Below are 17,685 nucleotides of genomic sequence, written 5' to 3'. Positions count from 1 at the left end.
ATCAGACTTCGTCGCTGTCGCGTCGCGACTGCTGCAACAGGCTCCACGCCATCGCGGCCACCGCCAGTGCGCCGCCGATCAGCACCAGCCACAGCAGCGGCCGGGTCCAGTCGAATGGCGGTTTGGGTGCCAGCAGCGCGGCGGGGCCCGCGGCCATGCTGGCCGCGCCGAGCGTGGCCAGCGGCGGCTGCCAGCCGCTGCCGGTGTCGGCGGGTCGAATACGTTCCAGCGCGGCCTGCAACGGGTAGTCGGCGCGCCGCGCCGCGTGGCTGCCGGCGAGCAGGCTGTACGGGCCGCTGCCTTCGGCCAAAAACACGAACACGTCAGGCCGCCACGCCACGCGTAGTGTCGGCGGCTGCGCCAGCGGCGTGTCGGTGTGCAGGCGCAGGTGCCGCACCCGCACCGGCGTGAACGTGACGGGCGGCGCCCCGTCCGTGTCGGTGCCGAGCTGCACGGCCGTCCCTGTCGCCAGCAGCCGGTTGCCGCCGTCATCGCGATCGAGCAGGGCGTAATTCGCTACCGTGTTGCTGCCGGCCAGGGTGATGCGTGCGGCTTCCAGCGGCAGCGCCGCGGGCAGGGCGTAGTCGTAGTCGGTGCCGCCGGTCGAGGAGGATGTTGCTGCGGCGGGCGCGTCCAGCCACTGGAGCGCGGCGCCACGATTGTGGTGCACGTCGACAACGCTGCCCTGCAGTTCCACGGACGGCGTCTGCGTGCTGTCCCAGGGTGCGTGGTCGCCTTGGTGCAAGCTCAATCGGTAGTAGCGCGATGGCGCGCCGTTGGCCAGCGCGATCGACCGTTGCGCAAGCGCGTCCGCGCCGCGGCGGACGCTGACGATTTCGCTTGCTCCACCGCGCGTGTCCCAATGCTGCAGATCGTTGCTGGACTGCACGGAAAGATGGAAGCGTGCGTCCTCCGGCAGCGCGGACGGCTCGATCTCGATGCGATCCAGCGCCACCGCATGACCGGCGTCCAGCAGCCATTGCGTGGGCGGGGAGGGAGAAGAGGGTGTCGATGGCTGCTCGATCACGATGGCGCCGTCGCGACTGCGCTGCACGCGCACGGCATCGCCGCGCTCATGGCTGTTCGCGGGCAGCGGCAGCAGGGTGGTCTTCAGGCTGAACGTACGCGTGCGCGCGGGTGCCAGCGGCAGCGGCCCGAACGGCACCGGCTGGCCGGCGGCGTTCACCACGACCAGGTCGCGCAGCCGGGTGGCCGGGCGGGACACGGCATAGATCGCCGGACTCAGTTCGACCCGCCAGACCGCGCTGCTGCCGTCGGTGGTCAGCGGGTAGCGGTAGGCGAAGTCGTCCTGCGTGGCGGCCAGCAGGTTGAGCGGAATCCACAACGCCAGCAGCCACCAGATGCCGGGCTTTTGCCAACGCGAATCACGGCGCATGGGCGTTCTCCGCGGTGGCTGCAAGTGGCTGGCGCGGCGGCGCCGGCGCCAGGTAGCCGATCACCGTGCACAGCAGGCCATAGGCGATGAACGAGGCGATCCCGAACAAATTGCCCAGATGCCCGCGATCGATCAGCAACAGCTTGGCCAGAACCACGCCCATGGCCACCGCGCCGGCGAGCCAGGCCAGGCGTTGGCCGCGACGCGAACCCCACACCCAGGCGAGCAGGCCGAACACGCTCCAGACCAGGGTCAGCGCCATCTGCGCCAGGCTTGAATCAAACAGGGCCTCTTGATTCCACGGCACCTGCCCGAGTTGGTGCACCGCGCGCAGCGTGGCGCTGGTGACGAAGACCATGCCGATGGCACCCAGCGCCACGGCACGACGCTGGCGCCAGGCGGCAGGCGCCACGCCATCGCCCAGCCAAGCGGCGCCAAGCAGCATGATGACGATCAGCAGCAGTTCCAGTGGATTGAGCAGCGGCAGGTACGGCATCGGTGCGGCATCGCCGGGCATGAACAGGCCGGCGAACCAGTACAGCCCCAACACCAGCAGCACGGAATGCAGCAGCGGCGCGCGCAGGCGCGCCATCAGCCCAGGCAATGGCGGCGCAATCCAGCGTGGGCGCGTCAACGCCAGCCAGGCCAGCGCGCACAACGGCAGCATCACGAACAGCAGCTGCCAGGCGCCAGCCATCGGCCATGCGGCCTTGATCGCGGCACCGCCAACCAGAGCCCAGCGCCACAGCCAGCTCCATTGGCCCAGCATGGCTTGCGGCGTCCATTCGCACAGGCAGGTCAGCGTGCGCCAGCCCAGCAGCGCACCCGATGCGGTGGCCAGCAAGTTCCAGCCCGATAGCGGTTGCGTGCCATCGGTCAGCTGAGTCAACGCCATCAGCAGCACGACCACGAACAAGCCCGGCGCCGTCCACGCCACCACCATGCCCAGCTCGAAGCGCGGCCGCCGCCGTGCCACTTCGGCGCTGGCCCAGGCGGTGACGATCAGCAGGATCATCACCGCCGCGGGCCTGGCAGCAACGTCGATATGGCGACTGATCTCGACCTGACAGGAGCCCAGCCACCAGCACAGACCCCAGCCATACAGGAGTACGGCAGCCCAGCGCTGGGCAAGGGCATCGCTGCCCAACCGCGCGTAGAACGACGCGCTGGCCAAGGCGGCAATCACCAGCATCAGGGCGCTGAGGAAGTCGCGATCGAGCCAATCCACAGCCGTGGCCGGCGCGTGCCCGAAATAGCCGAAGCCATAGCCGATCAACACGGCCAGCGCGGCCGCTCCCTGCAGCGCCACGCCAGCCCAGCGCGACAACCAGCGCTGCTGGCGCAAGCCCAGCCAGATCAGACCGGCTCCTTCCAGCGCGAAGATGCTGCCGGTCAGGCTGGCGCTCAGAGCCAGCGGCACGGCCAGCGTGGCAAACGCGATCGCCAGCGCCGCCCAGGCGTCGCGCAGGATGCCGAGTTGCTCGCGCCCGCGCAGGCTCCGGGCCACCGCCACATAGATGGCTGCCGCCGCCAGCGCGGAAAACGCCAGCGGCAGCGCCTGCCATTGCAGCAACGCCCCCTGCAGCAACAGGCTGGCCAGCGGAGTGCCGAAGACCAGACAGCCGTCGATCAGCTTGCTTTGCCCCGGCTCGGCGCGACGCAGATAGAGCAGCGGGATCGCCAGGTAGAACAGGAAATTCAGGATCAGGAACGGCTCGGTGCTGGCGAAGAACTCCGGCCGATATTGCAACACGCCCCACGCCGTGCCGATGCCGAACGTCGCCACGAAACCGAGCAGGTTCAACACCCGCCACGACCGCTTCCACGCCACGCCGAGAATCGCCAGGTTGAGCACGGCGTAGTAGCTGAACAGCACGACATGGCTGCCGTGGCCGGTCGAGGTGAGGATCGGCGCGAAGAAGCCGGCCAACAGGGCCAGCACGGCCAGGGCCAATGCGTCCTGCAAGACCGCCAGCACGCCAACGCCGACCACCAACACCAGCAACAATACGAACGCCGCCTGTGGCGGCAGCAAGGCGTAGAGCCGGAAGGCAGCAAACACGGTGATCAGCAGCACGCCGATCGCACCACCCTGCAGCGACAGGGCAAATACCCTTCGCGTCTCACGCTGGCGCCAGCCGAGCGCCAAGCCGACGATCGCCGCCAGTGCGACCAGACTCAATCGCAGCGCAATCGGCACGTTCAGCATGTCGGCGTCGGCGGCGTACTTCAGCAAGGCTGCCACGCCGGCAAACAGCACCAGCATGCCGATCTTCACCGGCACGTTGCCCTCGGTGAACCAGCGCTTGATGCGCGAGACGAGGATGGTCGCGGCATCGGGTTGCGGGAGTGCATTTCGTCGCACCGGTGCAACGACCGGTTCGTGCGGCAGCGGCGGCTTGGCCAGCGGCGGCGGTGCAGCAGGTGTCGGCGCGTCGGCATACGCGGCATCGAAGCGCGTTTCCGGATGCGACTGGGCGGGTGTCTCGCGTGGAGTCGGCGCAGGCGAAGCTGCCGGTGTGGCTGCGCGTCGTGCCAGCGAGCGGTCAACTTTCGCGCGCATCAGTGCCAGCTCGTCGCGCAGCTTGTTCTGCCGCGCCCAGATCACGCCGAGCACCGCGCCGGTCACCATGCCGAAGAACACGCCACCAGCCCCAGCGCCGCCGATCATGCCGCCGATGGCGAACACCACCAGCCCCACCAGTCCCCAGACGAAAGCCATCCGGCCCTCCTGATGTGTTGTTGCCCCACCGAATGGTCGGCGCGAACAGTCTGGCACGGAACGTCCGTGGCCCGGTAGGCTGCGCCGTTGGGCTTTATCGCCAGTGCAAGCAGGGTATGTCGGACGTGCGTCAGCGCGTGGGCGGCACGCGCGTGCGCAGCAGCGCATCCACCGATTGCTGCCATTCCGGCGAGCCCGGTTGCGATCGCGGCGCCTCTTCGCCCAGCTTGCGTTGCACCGCCTGGTTCCACTCGTCCGAGCCCGGATCCGGGCCGTGGCCGTTGTCACTGATGCCGAGCGTGCCGTCTACCCAGGCATACCAGGCGGGCGAGCCCAGTGCGGCGTCGGCCGGTGCGTTCTGTCCCTGGGCCGAGGGTGGGGGTGTCGAACCGGGTGAGCAGGCGGCGAGCAGCAGGGCTAGCGGAAGGCTGGCGACAAGGCGGCGCATGGAACGGCTCCGGCGGAGAACGATGCGTGTGCAGCCTAACCCGGAGCCCGATGGGGGTGATTAAGTTTTCATGATGCGGGTGGTGGTGGTTCAGCGGGCGCTGCCTCGGTTCAATCGCGTGCTGCCACTTCGTCGATGTGCCGCAACAGGTCGGCTGGATCGTCGTAGACGCGGAACGCGCCGGACTGTTGCAGTTCTTCCCTGCCATAGCCGCCGCAGAGCAGGCCCACGCCCAGGGCCCGGGCACGCTGCGCGGCGAGCATGTCCCATACGCTGTCGCCGATTACCAGCGATTGCTTGATGTCCATGCCAAGACGTTCGGCGGCGGCGACGAACAGGTCGGGATCGGGCTTGGCATGTCGCACTTGGTCACGGGTCACCACCGGCACTTTTGCCGGGTCCACGCCAAGCGCCTCGATGTTGTGCCGGGCGGTTTCCATCCGCCCGCTGGTGGCGATCGCCCAGGGAATATCTTGCGCCGTCAGGTAGGCGAGCAGTTCGCGCGCACCCGGCAGCGGGCGTACCGACCCTTGCGCGTGCTGCCGGTTGAATGCGGCGGCGTGTCGGTCGCGCATGCGCGCCAGGCGTTCCTCGGTGATGTCCAGAGCGGTCTCGCGCAGCAGCATGTTGGCAAACAGGCCGCCGCTCATGCCGATCTTGCGGTGGATCCGCCACACGGAGATATCGAGCCCTTCGCTGTCCAGCGCCTCCTTCCACGCCAGCACGTGCTGGTACACGCTGTCGATCAGGGTGCCGTCGAGGTCGAACAGAAAGGCCGTGTCACGACGGTGCATGGGGTTCTCCGGGTGGTTGACGGGTCAGCGTCGCGGCAACAGCGAGTGACCCGACTCCATTACCGCCAGCGCGGCGGCGCCGAGCAGTCCGGGCTCGGGATTCATGATCGCCTGCGTCGGTACTTTTTCCATGATGTCGCGGAAGCGACCCTTGGCCTCGAAGCGCTCGCGGAAGCGGCCGCGCTCCAGCCACGGCAGCAGGATCGGAATCAGTCCGCCGGTGAGGTAGACACCGTTCCAGGCGCCCAGGGTGAGTACCAGGTCGCCGGCGACGCTGCCGAAGATGCCGGCGAAGGTTTCCACCGTGCGTGTGCACAGCGGGCACCTGTCGCCCTTGGCGCGCTCGGTGATGTCCTCGGGTTTCAGGTCGGCGGCTTTTGCGCCGACCATGTGGCAGATCGCGTCGTACAGATTCACCAGGCCCTGGCCGCAGATCAATCGTTCGTTGGAGACGCGGCCATATTTGTGGTTGAGATAGTCGAGGATGGCGATGTCTTCCGGCGAATGTGCCGCGAAGCCGGCATGGCCACCTTCGGTCTGCAGCACGCTGCAGTGCCCTTCGCGCACCAGCAGGCCGCCGACGCCGAGGCCGGTGCCCGGCCCCACGATCGCGAAAGTCTGTTCGTCGTCAGCGCCGATCACCGGTCGCGCCACCTTGCCCACATCGACCAGGTCATCGCCCTGCAGCAAGGTCACCGCCATGCTCTGCGCCGCGAAGTCGTTGACCAGGTGGACGCGTTCCAGCTTGAGTGCCTCGGCGGTCTGGTGCGCTGAGATCGCCCACGGGTTGTTGGTGACCTTGACCGTCTCGCCATCGACGATGCGGCCAGCCGCCGCGATGATGGCGCGCTTCACTTCCAGCCCGGTGTCGGCCAGATATTGCCGCGCCGTCGCGACCAGCGACTCGTGTTCGGCCACGCGATAACGCCGGATGCTGTCGGTCAGCAGCGGGCGGTCGCGTGAGGTATCGGCCACGCCGAAGCGGACATTGGTGCCACCCAGATCGACGAGCAAGGTGGGTATGCTGCGGGGCTGGCTCATGAAGCTTCCTGACGACGTGGAATCTCAAGCGTGCCGCCGTCGTCGTGCTTAGTCCAGTATTTTTCGTCCGTACGCGCTGGAATGTGCCGCTGCAGGAGCGCTGCACGTCGACGATAATGAGGCCGCCGCACGCATGAACCGCTGCCTTGCAGCGTGGCAGCGTAAAATGCAGCCGTACCGTCTTGCGAGGTTCCCCCATGAGCTTTCCTGCCATCCGCATGCGCCGCATGCGTCGCGATGCTTTTTCACGCGCGCTGATGCGCGAGCACACCCTGCTGACCAGCGATCTGATCATGGTGGCGTTCGTGATCGAGGGCGAAAGCCAGCGTGAGCCCGTGCCCTCGATGCCGGGGGTGGACCGGCTCTCCATCGATCACCTGATCGAGCTCGCCGGTGAATGCGTGCACTTGGGCATTCCGGCGCTGGCGCTGTTTCCCTCGCCCGGTTCGGCAGTGAAAAGCGACGATGCGGCGGAGGCATGGAATCCCGATGGCCTGATGCAGCGCGCCACCCGCGCGCTGAAAAAGGCGTATCCCGAGCTGGGCCTGATTGGCGACGTGGCGCTGGACCCGTACACCACCCACGGTCAGGACGGCCTGATCGACGCGCACGGCTACGTGATGAACGAGCCCACCGTCGAGGCGCTGATCAAGATGTCGCTGGCGCAGGCCGAGGCCGGCATGGATTTCGTGGCGCCGTCGGACATGATGGACGGGCGCATCGGCGCCATCCGCGAAGCGCTGGAACAAGCCGGCTACATCCATACGCGCATCCTGGCCTACTCGGCCAAGTACGCCTCCGCGTTCTACGGCCCGTTCCGCGATGCCGTGGGTTCCTCGGGCAACCTCGGCAAGGGCAACAAGCACACCTACCAGATGGATGTGGGCAATTCCGACGAGGCGCTGCACGAAATCGAACTCGACCTGGCCGAAGGGGCCGACGTGGTGATGGTGAAGCCCGGCCTGCCGTATCTGGACATCGTGCGTCGGGTGAAGGACAGCTTTGGCGCACCCACCTTCGTCTATCAGGTCAGCGGCGAGTACGCGATGCTGAAGGCCGCCTCGCAGAATGGCTGGCTGGATGAAAAGGCCGTGGTGCTGGAGGCGCTGACCGCGATGAAGCGGGCGGGAGCGGATGCGATCCTGACCTACTACGCGCTGGATGCGGCGCGGTGGTTGCGCGAGGACTAGGAGCCTGTCGGACTTGGGTTGATGGCGCCGCGCGGGAACGCGCCTGAACCACTGCCCGATATGATCTACTCGACCATCTTCATGCTGGAACGCGCTTGAAATGAATCGTCATCCAGACACCGGCGAGTACGATCTCGGTCGCCGTGCGCGGCGACTATTCGGCGAACGGCAATTCGACGCGGCGCGCGAGATGCTCCAGTCGCTGGCGCAAAGCGTTCCGGACAACCCGTTCGTGCGCATGGACCTCGCCGCCGTGCTTCATCAGGGTGGCCGTCTGCGCGAGTCGGCCGCCCAACTGCTTGCGGCGGCACGGTCCGACTCGCTGGAGCCCGAACCGGCCATGCAGCTCGCCCGAGGGCTCATGTCCGGGGGAGAAATCGTGGCGGCGTGGTCCTGCCTGGACCGATTGGAGGCGCTTCCGAACCTGCCGAGCCGCATGCTGGCCGAGCAGGCGCATATGCGCTGGTCGATGAGGGACCTGGCGGCCGCCCGGCGCATGATTGATCGCGCCGTCGCTGCCGGTGCGGATCACCCGCGCGACCATCATCTGCAGGCCATGCTGCGGCAGTTCGCCGGCGATATCGATGCGGCAGGCGACATCCTCGACGCATGCCTGCAACGCTGGCCAGCCTTCGGTGATGCGGCGCTGGCCCGGGCCAACCTGCGCCGGCAGACGCCGGAAACGCATCACCTGGATGGGTTGGGCGATCAATTGGCGCGTCTGCCCACCACGAGCAGGCTCCCCGCCGAACTGGCGAACCGGGCCGCATTCGAGGCGGCCATCTTCAAGGAACTGGATGACCTGGGCCGATATGACGAAGCCTGGCCGGCGCTGGCGCGATGCAACGCGCTCATGCATCAGGTCAAACCGTACGATGCTGGCGGCGAATCCGCCGTGGTTGACGCCTTGATCAAGGTCTCGGGCTCGTTGCGGCGACGGTCGGGGGCGGATGAATCACCCCCAGACGGTCCGCAACCGATTTTCATCGTGGGCATGCCCCGTTCCGGAACGACCTTGCTGGACCGCATGCTTTCCAGCCACTCGGACGTGGTGTCCGCCGGCGAGATCACCGACTTCTTTCGCCAGTTGCGCTGCACGACCGACGCGCCTCCGCAAGGCGTGCAAGGCCTGTTGCATGCAGTCGAACGCAGCCCGGACCTCGACATGGCCGAGCTTGGCGCGCGTTATCTGGCGCAGACGCAATGGCGCGCGCAGGGCCACCGATACTTCGTGGACAAGTTGCCGACCAATATCCGCTTGGTCGCCCATATCCGCCACGCACTGCCGCAGGCGCGCATCCTGCACATCGTGCGCGACCCGATGGAGGTGTGTTTCTCCAACCTCAGCGTGATGTTCGGCAACAGCTCGGCCTACAGCTACGACCAGCAAGCACTGGCGCACTACTACGCTCAGTACACGCGGCTGACGCGGCATTGGCGAGCCGTCATGCCCGACGCCATGCTCGAGGTTTCCTATGCTGATCTTGTTCGAGCGCCCGAGGCTACCTTGCCCAAGGTTCTGGAATATTGCGGGCTGGCGGTAGAGGACGCGTGCCTCCACCCGGAGCGGAACGCGGCGCCGGTGGCCACGCCCAGCAATGTTCAGGTCCGCGAGCCGGTCCACACACGCGGCCTTGACCGTTGGCGTCGTTACGCCAGTCACCTCGACGTGCTGCGCGAGGCAATTGCCGACATCGACCACGGGACGGGGGACCTTCGGTCTCGCCCCCTCTCCCCTGCTTCGCCGGGGAGAGGGGGCTCTTGATCCTGCTCTTGAACAAGCGCACTGACGCGCAACTCTGCTTCCGGACTCCTCGCGCGAGGTGAATGTCCTCCACGTCGCCGCGCCGACCGGCAAAACACGTCAGTACGCAAACTCCCGAAACACCGGATCCACGCTGCCGCCCCACGCGCCGTGGAACAGCTCCAGCTTGCGTTCGGCCGGGGTCTGGTTGGCGTGCACGATTTCGAGCAGGGGTTCGAGGAAGATGCGCTCATCGGCACCGTTGCCGTTGAGGCGCGCGCGGCGTTTGAGCCCGTGGGCGGCGATTTTCAGTGCCTCGTCGGCAAGGTCGCGCACGGTGCCGCCGCGGAACGGGAGTTTCAGTGCCTGCTTCGGCACGCCATCGCGCAGGGCGTGGCGCTCGACGGGCGTGAAATCCTTGACCAGGTCCCAGGCGGCGTCCAGCGCTTCCTGATCGTAGAGCAGGCCGACCCAGAACGCGGGCAAGGCGCATAGCCGGTTCCACGGGCCGCCGTCGGCGCCGCGCATCTCCAGGAACTGCTTGAGGCGCACCTCGGGGAAAGCGGTGGTGAGGTGGTCGGCGAAGTCTTTCATGGTGGCGTGGGTGCCGGGCAAGGCTGCCAGTTTGCCGGCCATGAACTGCTTGAAATCCTGACCCGCCAGGTCGAGGTAATGGCCGTTCTGCAGACTGAAATACATCGGCACGTCGAGGATGTAATCGACGTAACGCTCGTAACCGAAACCGTCGGCGAACACGAAGTCGAGCATGCCGGTGCGATCCGGATCGGTATCGGTCCAGATCTGCGAGCGGTAGGAGAGGTAGCCGTTGGGCTTGCCTTCGGTGAACGGCGAGTCCGCGAACAGCGCGGTGGCGATCGGCTGCAGGGCGAGGCTGGTGCGGAATTTCTTCACCATGTCCGCTTCGGAGGAGAAATCCAGATTCACCTGCACCGTGCAGGTGCGCGTCATCATGTCCAGGCCGAGCGAGCCGACCTTGGGCATGTATTCGCGCATGATCTTGTAGCGGCCCTTGGGCATCCAAGGCATTTCGTCGCGACGCCACTTCGGCTGGAAACCCATGCCGAGGAAGCCCAGGCCGAGATCGTCGGCCACCGAGCGCACGTCCTTCAGATGCGAGTTCACCTCCGCGCAAGTCTGGTGGATCGTCTCCAGCATGGCGCCGGACAATTCCAGCTGACCCGCGGGCTCCAGCGTGATCGAGGCACCTTCGCGGGACAGCGCCACCGGGCTCTTACCCTCGCGGGCGACTTCCCAGCCGTAGCGCGTGGCCAGGGTCTCCAGCAGCATCTTGATCCCGCGCTCGCCCTCGAAGGCGGGTGGACGCAAGTCGTCGATACGGAAGCCGAACTTCTCGTGCTCGGTGCCGATCCGCCACGCCTCGATCGGCTTCTCGCCGGCGGCCAGATAGTCGACAAGCTGCTGGCGACCGGCGATCGGGATGCTCTTGACGGCACTGGGTATGGACACGGACGCAGCCTTTGTGGGTGACCGCATCACTATGGGGGTGCAACTTGCCAGCGAAAAGGGGTTGACCCGAAATAATTGCACCTGCCGGTACAGATGACCGTCGATCCGCTGAGCTGACCAATGCTCTGCGCTTCTCAGGTGCGCGTGAGCAGAAAAACTCGCCACGCGCTCATCAGCTTCGCGCCTACCTGAACAGCGGAACCCGCGACAATCGTCCAAAACAAGGAGGCCGACAATTTGCCGGCCTCTCAATATGGTGGCAGAAAAAGGGAACGCTCGGACCCTGGGGTTGCCGATTCCCTATTTCCCGCCCTTCACCGCTTCATCGAATTGAAGAACTCGTCGTTCGACTTGGTGTTTTTCATCTTGTCGAGCATGAATTCCATCGCGGAGAGCTCGTCCATCGGGTGCAGCAGTTTGCGCAGGATCCAGATCTTGGCCAGCATGTCCGGGTCGATCAGCAGGTCTTCGCGGCGGGTGCCGGAGCGGTTGATGTCGATCGCGGGGAACACGCGTTTCTCGGAGATGCGGCGGGACAGGTGCACTTCCATGTTGCCGGTGCCCTTGAACTCCTCGTAGATCACCTCGTCCATCTTGCTGCCGGTGTCGGTCAGCGCGGTGGCGATGATGGTCAGGCTGCCGCCTTCCTCGACGTTGCGCGCGGCACCGAAGAAGCGCTTGGGGCGCTGCAGGGCGTTGGCGTCGACACCACCGGTGAGCACCTTGCCGGAGCTGGGCACGACGGTGTTGTAGGCGCGCGCCAGGCGGGTGATCGAGTCGAGCAGGATGATCACGTCCTTCTTGTGCTCGACCAGGCGCTTGGCCCGTTCGATCACCATCTCGGCGACCTGCACGTGACGCACGGCGGGTTCGTCGAAGGTCGAGCTGATCACTTCGGCGCGCACCGTGCGGGCGATTTCGGTCACTTCCTCGGGACGCTCGTCGACCAGCAGGATGATCAGGTGCGCTTCGGGGTGGTTGTACTGGATGGCCTGGGCGATGTTCTGCAGCATCATCGTCTTGCCGGACTTCGGCTGGGAGACGATCAGGCCGCGCTGGCCCTTGCCGATCGGTGCGATCAGGTCGAGGATGCGGCCGGTGATGTCCTCGCTGGAACCGTTGCCGCGCTCGAGCTTGAACGCCTTGCGCGGGAACAGCGGGGTGAGGTTCTCGAACAGCATCTTATTCTTGGACGCTTCCGGCGGATCGCCGTTGATCGTCTCCACCCGCAGCATGGCGAAGTAGCGCTCGCCTTCCTTGGGATGCCGCACGCGGCCGGTGATGTAGTCGCCGGTACGCAGGTTGAAGCGGCGGATCTGGCTGGGCGAGACGTAGATGTCGTCGGGGCCGGCCAGGTAGGACTCATCGGCCGAACGCATGAAGCCGAAGCCGTCCTGCAGGATTTCCAGCACGCCTTCGGCCCAGATGCCGCCGCCGGAGCGGGCGTGCGCCTTGAGCACGTTGAAGATCACGTCCTGCCGACGCGCGCGGGCGATGCCTTCGTGCAGCCCCAGCGACTCGGCGAACTCCAGCAGCTGCGGCGCCTTCATGCGCTTGAGTTCGGTGAGGTTGATCACCCGGTCGTTGCTGCCCGGATCGGCGTTGTCGTCATCCACCGGCAAACCGTGCGGGTTGGGGCGCTGGTGGCGCTCGCCCTGCTGACGCTGCTGGTTGTTGCGGTCGCCACGCTCGTTGCGCCGGCGGCGGCCCCGGCCTTCTCGGCCTTCGCGTCCGCCGTTCTGGCCCTGGTTGGAGCCCTGGCCCTGGTTGGCGTTCTGGTTGGAGTTGCCGTTCGACCCGGAGGACGACTCGCCCTGGGCGGCGGGTGCGGCGGGTTTGTCGGTTCCCTGGTTGACCGGCGAGGATGCGGCTTCGGCCCTGGCCGGCGCGTCGGCCGGAGCTGGGGCGGGCGCAGGCGCGGAAGCCGGGGCTGGAGCTGGCGGCTTCTCCACCGCCTTGTCGCCCACCTTTTCGGTGGACGCTGCCTTGTCCCCACTCGCGGCGGCTTTTGCCGCGGCGCTGCGGCGCGGCGCACGTGCTCGCGGCTCGGGTTTGCCTTCGGCCACGGGGCTGGAATCGGCGCCCTTGGAATCGGGCGGGGTCTGGTTATCGGTATCGGACACGGGCAATCCTCGCGGGGCGCCGTTGAGTTGCAGGAGGGAGGATGTGCGTCGCGCGAAACGCGCAAGGGGACAGGACTGCCCCGACGGACTCGATCAATCTAGCACCCGTTGCGTATCGGCGTAAAGCCTTGGCAACCGGCCACGTGAAGGCGGGGCGGGTTGCCGGCAGCGGGTGAGGTGCAGGCGGTTCAGATCGCCTTGTCGATCATCTGGGTCAATTGACCCTTGCTGACGGCGCCGATCTGGGTGGCTTCGACCTTGCCGTTCTTGAACACCATCAGGGTGGGGATGCCGCGCACGCCGTAGGTGCGGGGGGTCTGCTGGTTCTGGTCGATGTTCACCTTGACCACGCGCAGCTTGCCTTCGTATTGCTGGGCGAGCTCGTCCAGCATCGGCGCGATGGCCTTGCATGGGCCGCACCATTCGGCCCAGAAATCCAGCAGCACGGGGGTTTCGGACTTCAACACCTCCTGTTCGAAGGCGTCATCGCTTACATGGGTAATCAGGTCGCTCACCGGGGATCTCCGTGGCTGGGGGCGCAAACAAATTGCGGGGAATGAACAATGGGGTGATCGACGCCGCAATACAAGGATCGGCGTCATCAGCTACACTCAGGCGCCCATGAAGCATGAGTTGGGCGGAAAGAAGGCGGGCCAAGGTGGCAGGCGTTCATTCCAGCGCAACTCCGGGCACGATTCAAGGGCGGCCTCCCAAACCGCCCGTCAGACCGCCGACAAACCAAGGCGTCGTCCAGGATCTGGGTGTCGAAACCCAGCGCGAGGCAACGCAGATTTGGTCAGGTTTCCGATCGCTCACGGCGAACCGCCGCAGGCATTGAAGCGCCAAGGCGCGGGAAAGTTGACCAAATCTGCGCCGCCGCAGCCGCTGCGCTTCCCCGCCAGATTTTCTGCCATGACACCCGCTTGCCGACGCTGGCACCGAATCGCTTCAGTTGCGCCACGCGCACTCGTCCTGCACCGCTTTCGCGCCGATCTCCGGCCGCTGTAGCGGGTGCAGCGCATCACGACGCCATCAGGCAAGGTTCCGAATCCCCCATATGTCCCAAACCGTACTCACCGATACCTTCTTCACCAACTTCGACCTTCACCCGCTGCTGCAGCAGGGCCTGGACGACAGCGGCTTCACCCGCTGCACGCCGATCCAGGAGATGACCCTGGCGCCAGCGCTGGCCGGCCGCGATGTCGCCGGCCAGGCCCAGACCGGCACCGGCAAGACCTGTGCCTTCCTGGTCGCGTTGATGAATCGACTGTTGACCACGCCAGCCGTCGCCGACCGCAAGGACAGCGATCCGCGAGCCCTGATCATCGCCCCGACCCGCGAACTGGCGATCCAGATCGACAAGGACGCGCGCAACATCGGCCAGCACACCGGCCTCAAGACCGCGCTGATCTATGGCGGCGTCGACTACGACAAGCAGCGCCAGCAACTCAAGGACGGCTGCGACATCATCATCGCCACGCCGGGCCGCATGCTCGACTACCACAAGCAGGGCGTGTTCAGCCTCAACAGCGTCGAGGTGATGGTGATCGACGAGGCCGATCGCATGTTCGACCTCGGCTTCATCAAGGACGTGCGCTTCATCTTCCGCCGGCTGCCGCCACGCGAGCAGCGCCAGGTGCTGCTGTTCTCCGCCACGCTCAGCCATCGCGTGCTGGAGCTGGCCTACGAACACATGCACGAGGCCGAAAAGCTGGTGGTAGAGAGCGACAACGTCACCGCCGACAAGGTCCGCCAGGTCGTCTACTTCCCGGCCAAGGAAGAAAAGATGCCGCTGCTGCTGAACCTGCTGGATCAGCACAAGCCCACGCGCAGCATCATCTTCGTCAACACCAAGGCCGCGGCCGAGCGCGTCACCGAGCGCGTCAAGCGTCACGGTTGCCGGGTTGGCGCGATCTCCGGCGATGTGCCGCAATTGAAGCGGCAGAAGCTGCTGCAGCGGTTCAAGGACAGCCAGCTCGACATCCTGGTCGCTACAGACGTGGCCGCACGCGGCTTGCACATCCCCGAAGTCAGCCACGTTTTCAACTACGACCTGCCGCATGAGGCGGAGGATTACGTGCACCGCATCGGCCGCACCGCGCGACTGGGTGCCGAGGGCGACGCGATCAGCTTTGCCTGCGACCTGTACGCCATGTCGTTGCCGGACATCGAGACCTACATCGGCCAGAGCATTCCGGTGGCCCCGATGGATCCGGCCTTGCTGGTGATGCCGAAGTCGCGCGCGGTGGATGCGGAGTTCGCCGCCAATGCCGCCGCCGACAGCGCCGAGTTCGGCGATGTGGTGCCGCCGCGTCCGGGCGAGAAGCCGCGTCGCGGCGGTGCGCCGGGAGCGCACGGCGGACGCGGCAGCAGCGACAGCCGTCGCAGTCCGCGTCCACCACGCGAGCGCAAACCCAAGGTGACCGACGCGACAGCCGCGCAGCCAGTGGACGCGGCCGTGCAGCCGGCCGCCGCGGCGCCCGCTGCCGCTCCCGCGGCGCCCGCTGCCGCTCCCGCGGCGGCTGGTGATGAGGTCAAGCGCAAGCCCCGTCGCCGCCGGGGTGGTCGCAACCGTCGTCGCGAAGGCGCGCCGACCGACGGCGTCGAACGGACCACCCAGCAAGCCGAGCACCAGGCCAATGGCGCGCGCGCACCCCGCGGCGAACGCCGTCCGCCGCGTGAGCGGAAGACCGCCGAGGCCACCGGCAGCGGTCACAGCCGCCCGTCGCGGCAGGTGGCGGTAACGTCAGCCAAGACCGCAGAGCACGCGCATCAGAACAAGCCCGGGCTGTTCCGCCGCCTGACCCGCCTGTTCACCGGCAAGTAGTCGTCGTCGCGGGATGCCCCCGGGCATTTCCGCCACTCCGGATCAGGCCATCGTGTGCCTGATCCGGGATGGTTCATCCGTAGCTGCCCGGCTTGTGCTGAATCGACGCAGCTCGATCGGCTCCGGAAGTCGTCACCTCGCGCTCCGCTTCCCTTATCCTTGGTCGTTGGCATGATGGCATCCAGGTGCGGGGATACGCGGTGATCCAGTTCGATCAGGTCAGCAAACGCTACGACGGCGGCCACGAGGCGCTGTCGCAGCTTTCGTTCGAGGTGCCCAGCGGCGAGATGGCCTTCATCACCGGCCATTCCGGTGCCGGCAAGAGCACCTTGCTCAAACTGCTCGGCCTGATCGAGCGGCCGTCGCATGGCGTGATCAGCATGGACGGCAAGCGGCTGTCGAAAATTCGCGCCAGTGGCGTGCCGAAGTGGCGCCGGCAGATCGGCATGGTGTTCCAGGATCACCGTTTGCTTATGGATCGCACCGTATTTGCGAATGTCGAATTGCCACTGGTGATCGGCAGCATCGGCCGGGCCGAGCGCGCCCGTCGCGTGCGTGCGGCGCTGGAAAAGGTGGCATTGCTGGCCTACGAGCGGCAACTGCCCGATACCTTGTCCGCCGGCGAGCAGCAGCGCGTGGGCATCGCCCGCGCGATAGTGGCGCGGCCGGCCTTGCTGATCGCCGACGAGCCTACCGGCAACCTTGATCCCCAACTGGCCCTGGAAATCATGGGCCTGTTCGATGAATTCCAGCAGGTCGGCACCACCGTACTGATCGCCAGCCACGACCTGCCGCTGATCAAACGCATGAAGAAGCGCGTGATCGTGCTCGACCACGGTCGACTGGTTGCCGACCTCGCCGCGCAGGAGGTGATGTGAGCAGCGCGCCCACCAAGCAAGCCGCGCCCGGCGAGGCTCCCGCCCGCAACGAACACAGTCGCGGGCGCCGCCTCGCCAGTTGGCAGGAACATCATGGCTGGAGCGCGGCGTCGAGTCTGCGTCGGCTGGCCGCGCGTCCGCTGGGCAGCCTGCTCACCATGGCGGTGATGGGTCTGGCGCTGGCCTTGCCGTTGGCGTTCTATCTGCTGCTGGGCAATGTGCAGAAGCTCGGCGACGCGCTGGGCCAGAGCCAGGCAATCAGCGTATTCCTCAAATCCGACCAGGGCGCGCAGCAGGCGCAGATGCTGGCCAGGCAATTGGGCGAACGCCCCGAAGTGGCGGCGGTCACGCTCAAGACCCCGCAGCAGGGCATGGACGAGCTGGCGAAAATGCAGGGCTTCTCCGGCGCCGTGCAGTCGCTGGGCGAAAACCCGCTGCCGTACGTGCTGCAGCTGCAGCCGCGTCCGCAAGCCACGGCCAAGGTGCTGGAACAACTGGTCACGGACGTACGCGGCATGGCCAGCGTCGACCTGGTGCAGGACAGCGGCCACTGGCGGCAGCGGCTGGATGCGCTGCTGGGAGTAGGCAATCGGGTCGTGCTGATTCTTGCCTCGTTGCTGGCGCTGGCAGCCCTGCTGGTGGTGGGCAACACGGTGCGGGTGGATATCGCCAGTCGCAGTGAGGAAATCGGCGTGCTGCTGCTGGTCGGCGCCAGCAAGGCGTTCGTGCGCCGGCCGTATCTGTACGCGGGCATCTGGTATGGCCTGTTCAGTGGCATCCTCGCCGCGGTGCTGGCGGTGGCGATCGAGCTGGCGCTGGCCGCACCGGTGGCGCAGTTGAGCCGCGCTTATGAAGGCCAACTGCACGTCGGTGGCCTGCCCATCTGGCTGCTGCTGGCGGTGCCGCTGGTGGCGGCGTTGCTGGGCTGGCTCGGCGCACGACTGGTCAGCGCATGGCAACTGCGCAAGGCGGCTTGATGACGTGCCGGCGCGGTGACGTGAATCGCAACGGCCGATGCATGCTTCGGGCATCAT

Annotated in this window: 13 protein-coding genes; 5 read left to right on the top strand and 8 right to left on the bottom strand. The window is 66.6% G+C overall.

Annotated elements, in window-relative coordinates; genetic code table 11:
• Nucleotide 1 precedes the first annotated feature (1 nt).
• The 5 genes from AC0L58_RS14660 to glk form a co-directional block, all read right to left on the bottom strand.
• Nucleotides 2-1,396 carry a DUF3999 family protein gene (locus AC0L58_RS14660; protein ID WP_473684652.1) on the bottom strand — a complete coding sequence of 465 codons (1,395 nt, stop codon included), beginning with the start codon at nucleotides 1,394-1,396 and terminating at the stop codon, nucleotides 2-4.
• The gene (locus AC0L58_RS14655) at nucleotides 1,386-4,118 is read right to left on the bottom strand and encodes a DUF2339 domain-containing protein (RefSeq protein WP_473684650.1); all 2,733 of its coding nucleotides are present in this window, start codon (nucleotides 4,116-4,118) and stop codon (nucleotides 1,386-1,388) included. The genes AC0L58_RS14660 and AC0L58_RS14655 overlap by 11 nt, the downstream gene beginning before the upstream one ends.
• Nucleotides 4,119-4,248: 130 nt before the next feature.
• Entirely contained in the window at nucleotides 4,249-4,566 is a 318-nt protein-coding gene (locus AC0L58_RS14650) for a hypothetical protein (protein ID WP_473684648.1), read from the bottom strand.
• 110 nt (nucleotides 4,567-4,676) lie between these two features.
• On the bottom strand, nucleotides 4,677-5,360 hold the full coding sequence (locus AC0L58_RS14645; protein ID WP_473684646.1) for an HAD family hydrolase: 684 nt from the start codon (nucleotides 5,358-5,360) through the stop codon (nucleotides 4,677-4,679).
• A gap of 24 nt (nucleotides 5,361-5,384) precedes the next feature.
• Nucleotides 5,385-6,401 (bottom strand): glucokinase, encoded by a 1,017-nt coding sequence (glk, locus tag AC0L58_RS14640; RefSeq protein WP_473684644.1) that lies wholly within the window; start codon nucleotides 6,399-6,401, stop codon nucleotides 5,385-5,387.
• A 197-nt stretch (nucleotides 6,402-6,598) separates the two neighbouring features.
• Between glk and hemB the strand changes: the two genes are divergently transcribed.
• Both hemB and AC0L58_RS14630 read left to right on the top strand, forming a co-directional pair.
• Nucleotides 6,599-7,591 (top strand): porphobilinogen synthase, encoded by a 993-nt coding sequence (gene hemB / locus AC0L58_RS14635; protein WP_473684642.1) that lies wholly within the window; start codon nucleotides 6,599-6,601, stop codon nucleotides 7,589-7,591.
• Between the two features lie 100 nt (nucleotides 7,592-7,691).
• Nucleotides 7,692-9,356 carry a tetratricopeptide repeat-containing sulfotransferase family protein gene (locus tag AC0L58_RS14630; protein WP_473684640.1) on the top strand — a complete coding sequence of 555 codons (1,665 nt, stop codon included), beginning with the start codon at nucleotides 7,692-7,694 and terminating at the stop codon, nucleotides 9,354-9,356.
• A gap of 99 nt (nucleotides 9,357-9,455) precedes the next feature.
• Here AC0L58_RS14630 and AC0L58_RS14625 read toward each other — a convergent pair whose 3' ends face one another.
• From AC0L58_RS14625 to trxA, 3 genes are all read right to left on the bottom strand, one after another.
• A complete protein-coding gene (locus AC0L58_RS14625) occupies nucleotides 9,456-10,823 on the bottom strand; it encodes a glutamate--cysteine ligase (protein ID WP_473684638.1) in 1,368 nt (455 codons plus the stop codon).
• Between the two features lie 314 nt (nucleotides 10,824-11,137).
• A complete protein-coding gene (gene rho, locus AC0L58_RS14620) occupies nucleotides 11,138-12,946 on the bottom strand; it encodes a transcription termination factor Rho (RefSeq protein WP_473684636.1) in 1,809 nt (602 codons plus the stop codon).
• Nucleotides 12,947-13,134: 188 nt separating this feature from the next.
• Nucleotides 13,135-13,461, bottom strand: coding sequence for a thioredoxin TrxA (gene trxA / locus AC0L58_RS14615; RefSeq protein WP_473684634.1), 327 nt, complete (start codon nucleotides 13,459-13,461; stop codon nucleotides 13,135-13,137).
• Nucleotides 13,462-14,003: 542 nt separating this feature from the next.
• On the opposite strand from trxA, the gene AC0L58_RS14610 reads away from it, so the two are divergent.
• From AC0L58_RS14610 to ftsX, 3 genes are all read left to right on the top strand, one after another.
• A complete protein-coding gene (locus AC0L58_RS14610; protein ID WP_473684632.1) occupies nucleotides 14,004-15,773 on the top strand; it encodes a DEAD/DEAH box helicase in 1,770 nt (589 codons plus the stop codon).
• Between the two features lie 200 nt (nucleotides 15,774-15,973).
• Nucleotides 15,974-16,651 (top strand): cell division ATP-binding protein FtsE, encoded by a 678-nt coding sequence (ftsE, locus tag AC0L58_RS14605; RefSeq protein ID WP_473684630.1) that lies wholly within the window; start codon nucleotides 15,974-15,976, stop codon nucleotides 16,649-16,651.
• Nucleotides 16,648-17,628: a permease-like cell division protein FtsX gene (gene ftsX / locus AC0L58_RS14600; RefSeq protein ID WP_473684628.1), complete on the top strand. Its 981-nt coding sequence runs from the start codon at nucleotides 16,648-16,650 to the stop codon at nucleotides 17,626-17,628. The genes ftsE and ftsX overlap by 4 nt, the downstream gene beginning before the upstream one ends.
• The last annotated feature ends 57 nt before the right edge of the window (nucleotides 17,629-17,685 follow it).

The sequence above is a fragment of the Rhodanobacter sp. G2-10 genome (assembly GCF_055809185.1).
This window is presented reverse-complemented; position numbering and strand designations above follow the sequence as displayed.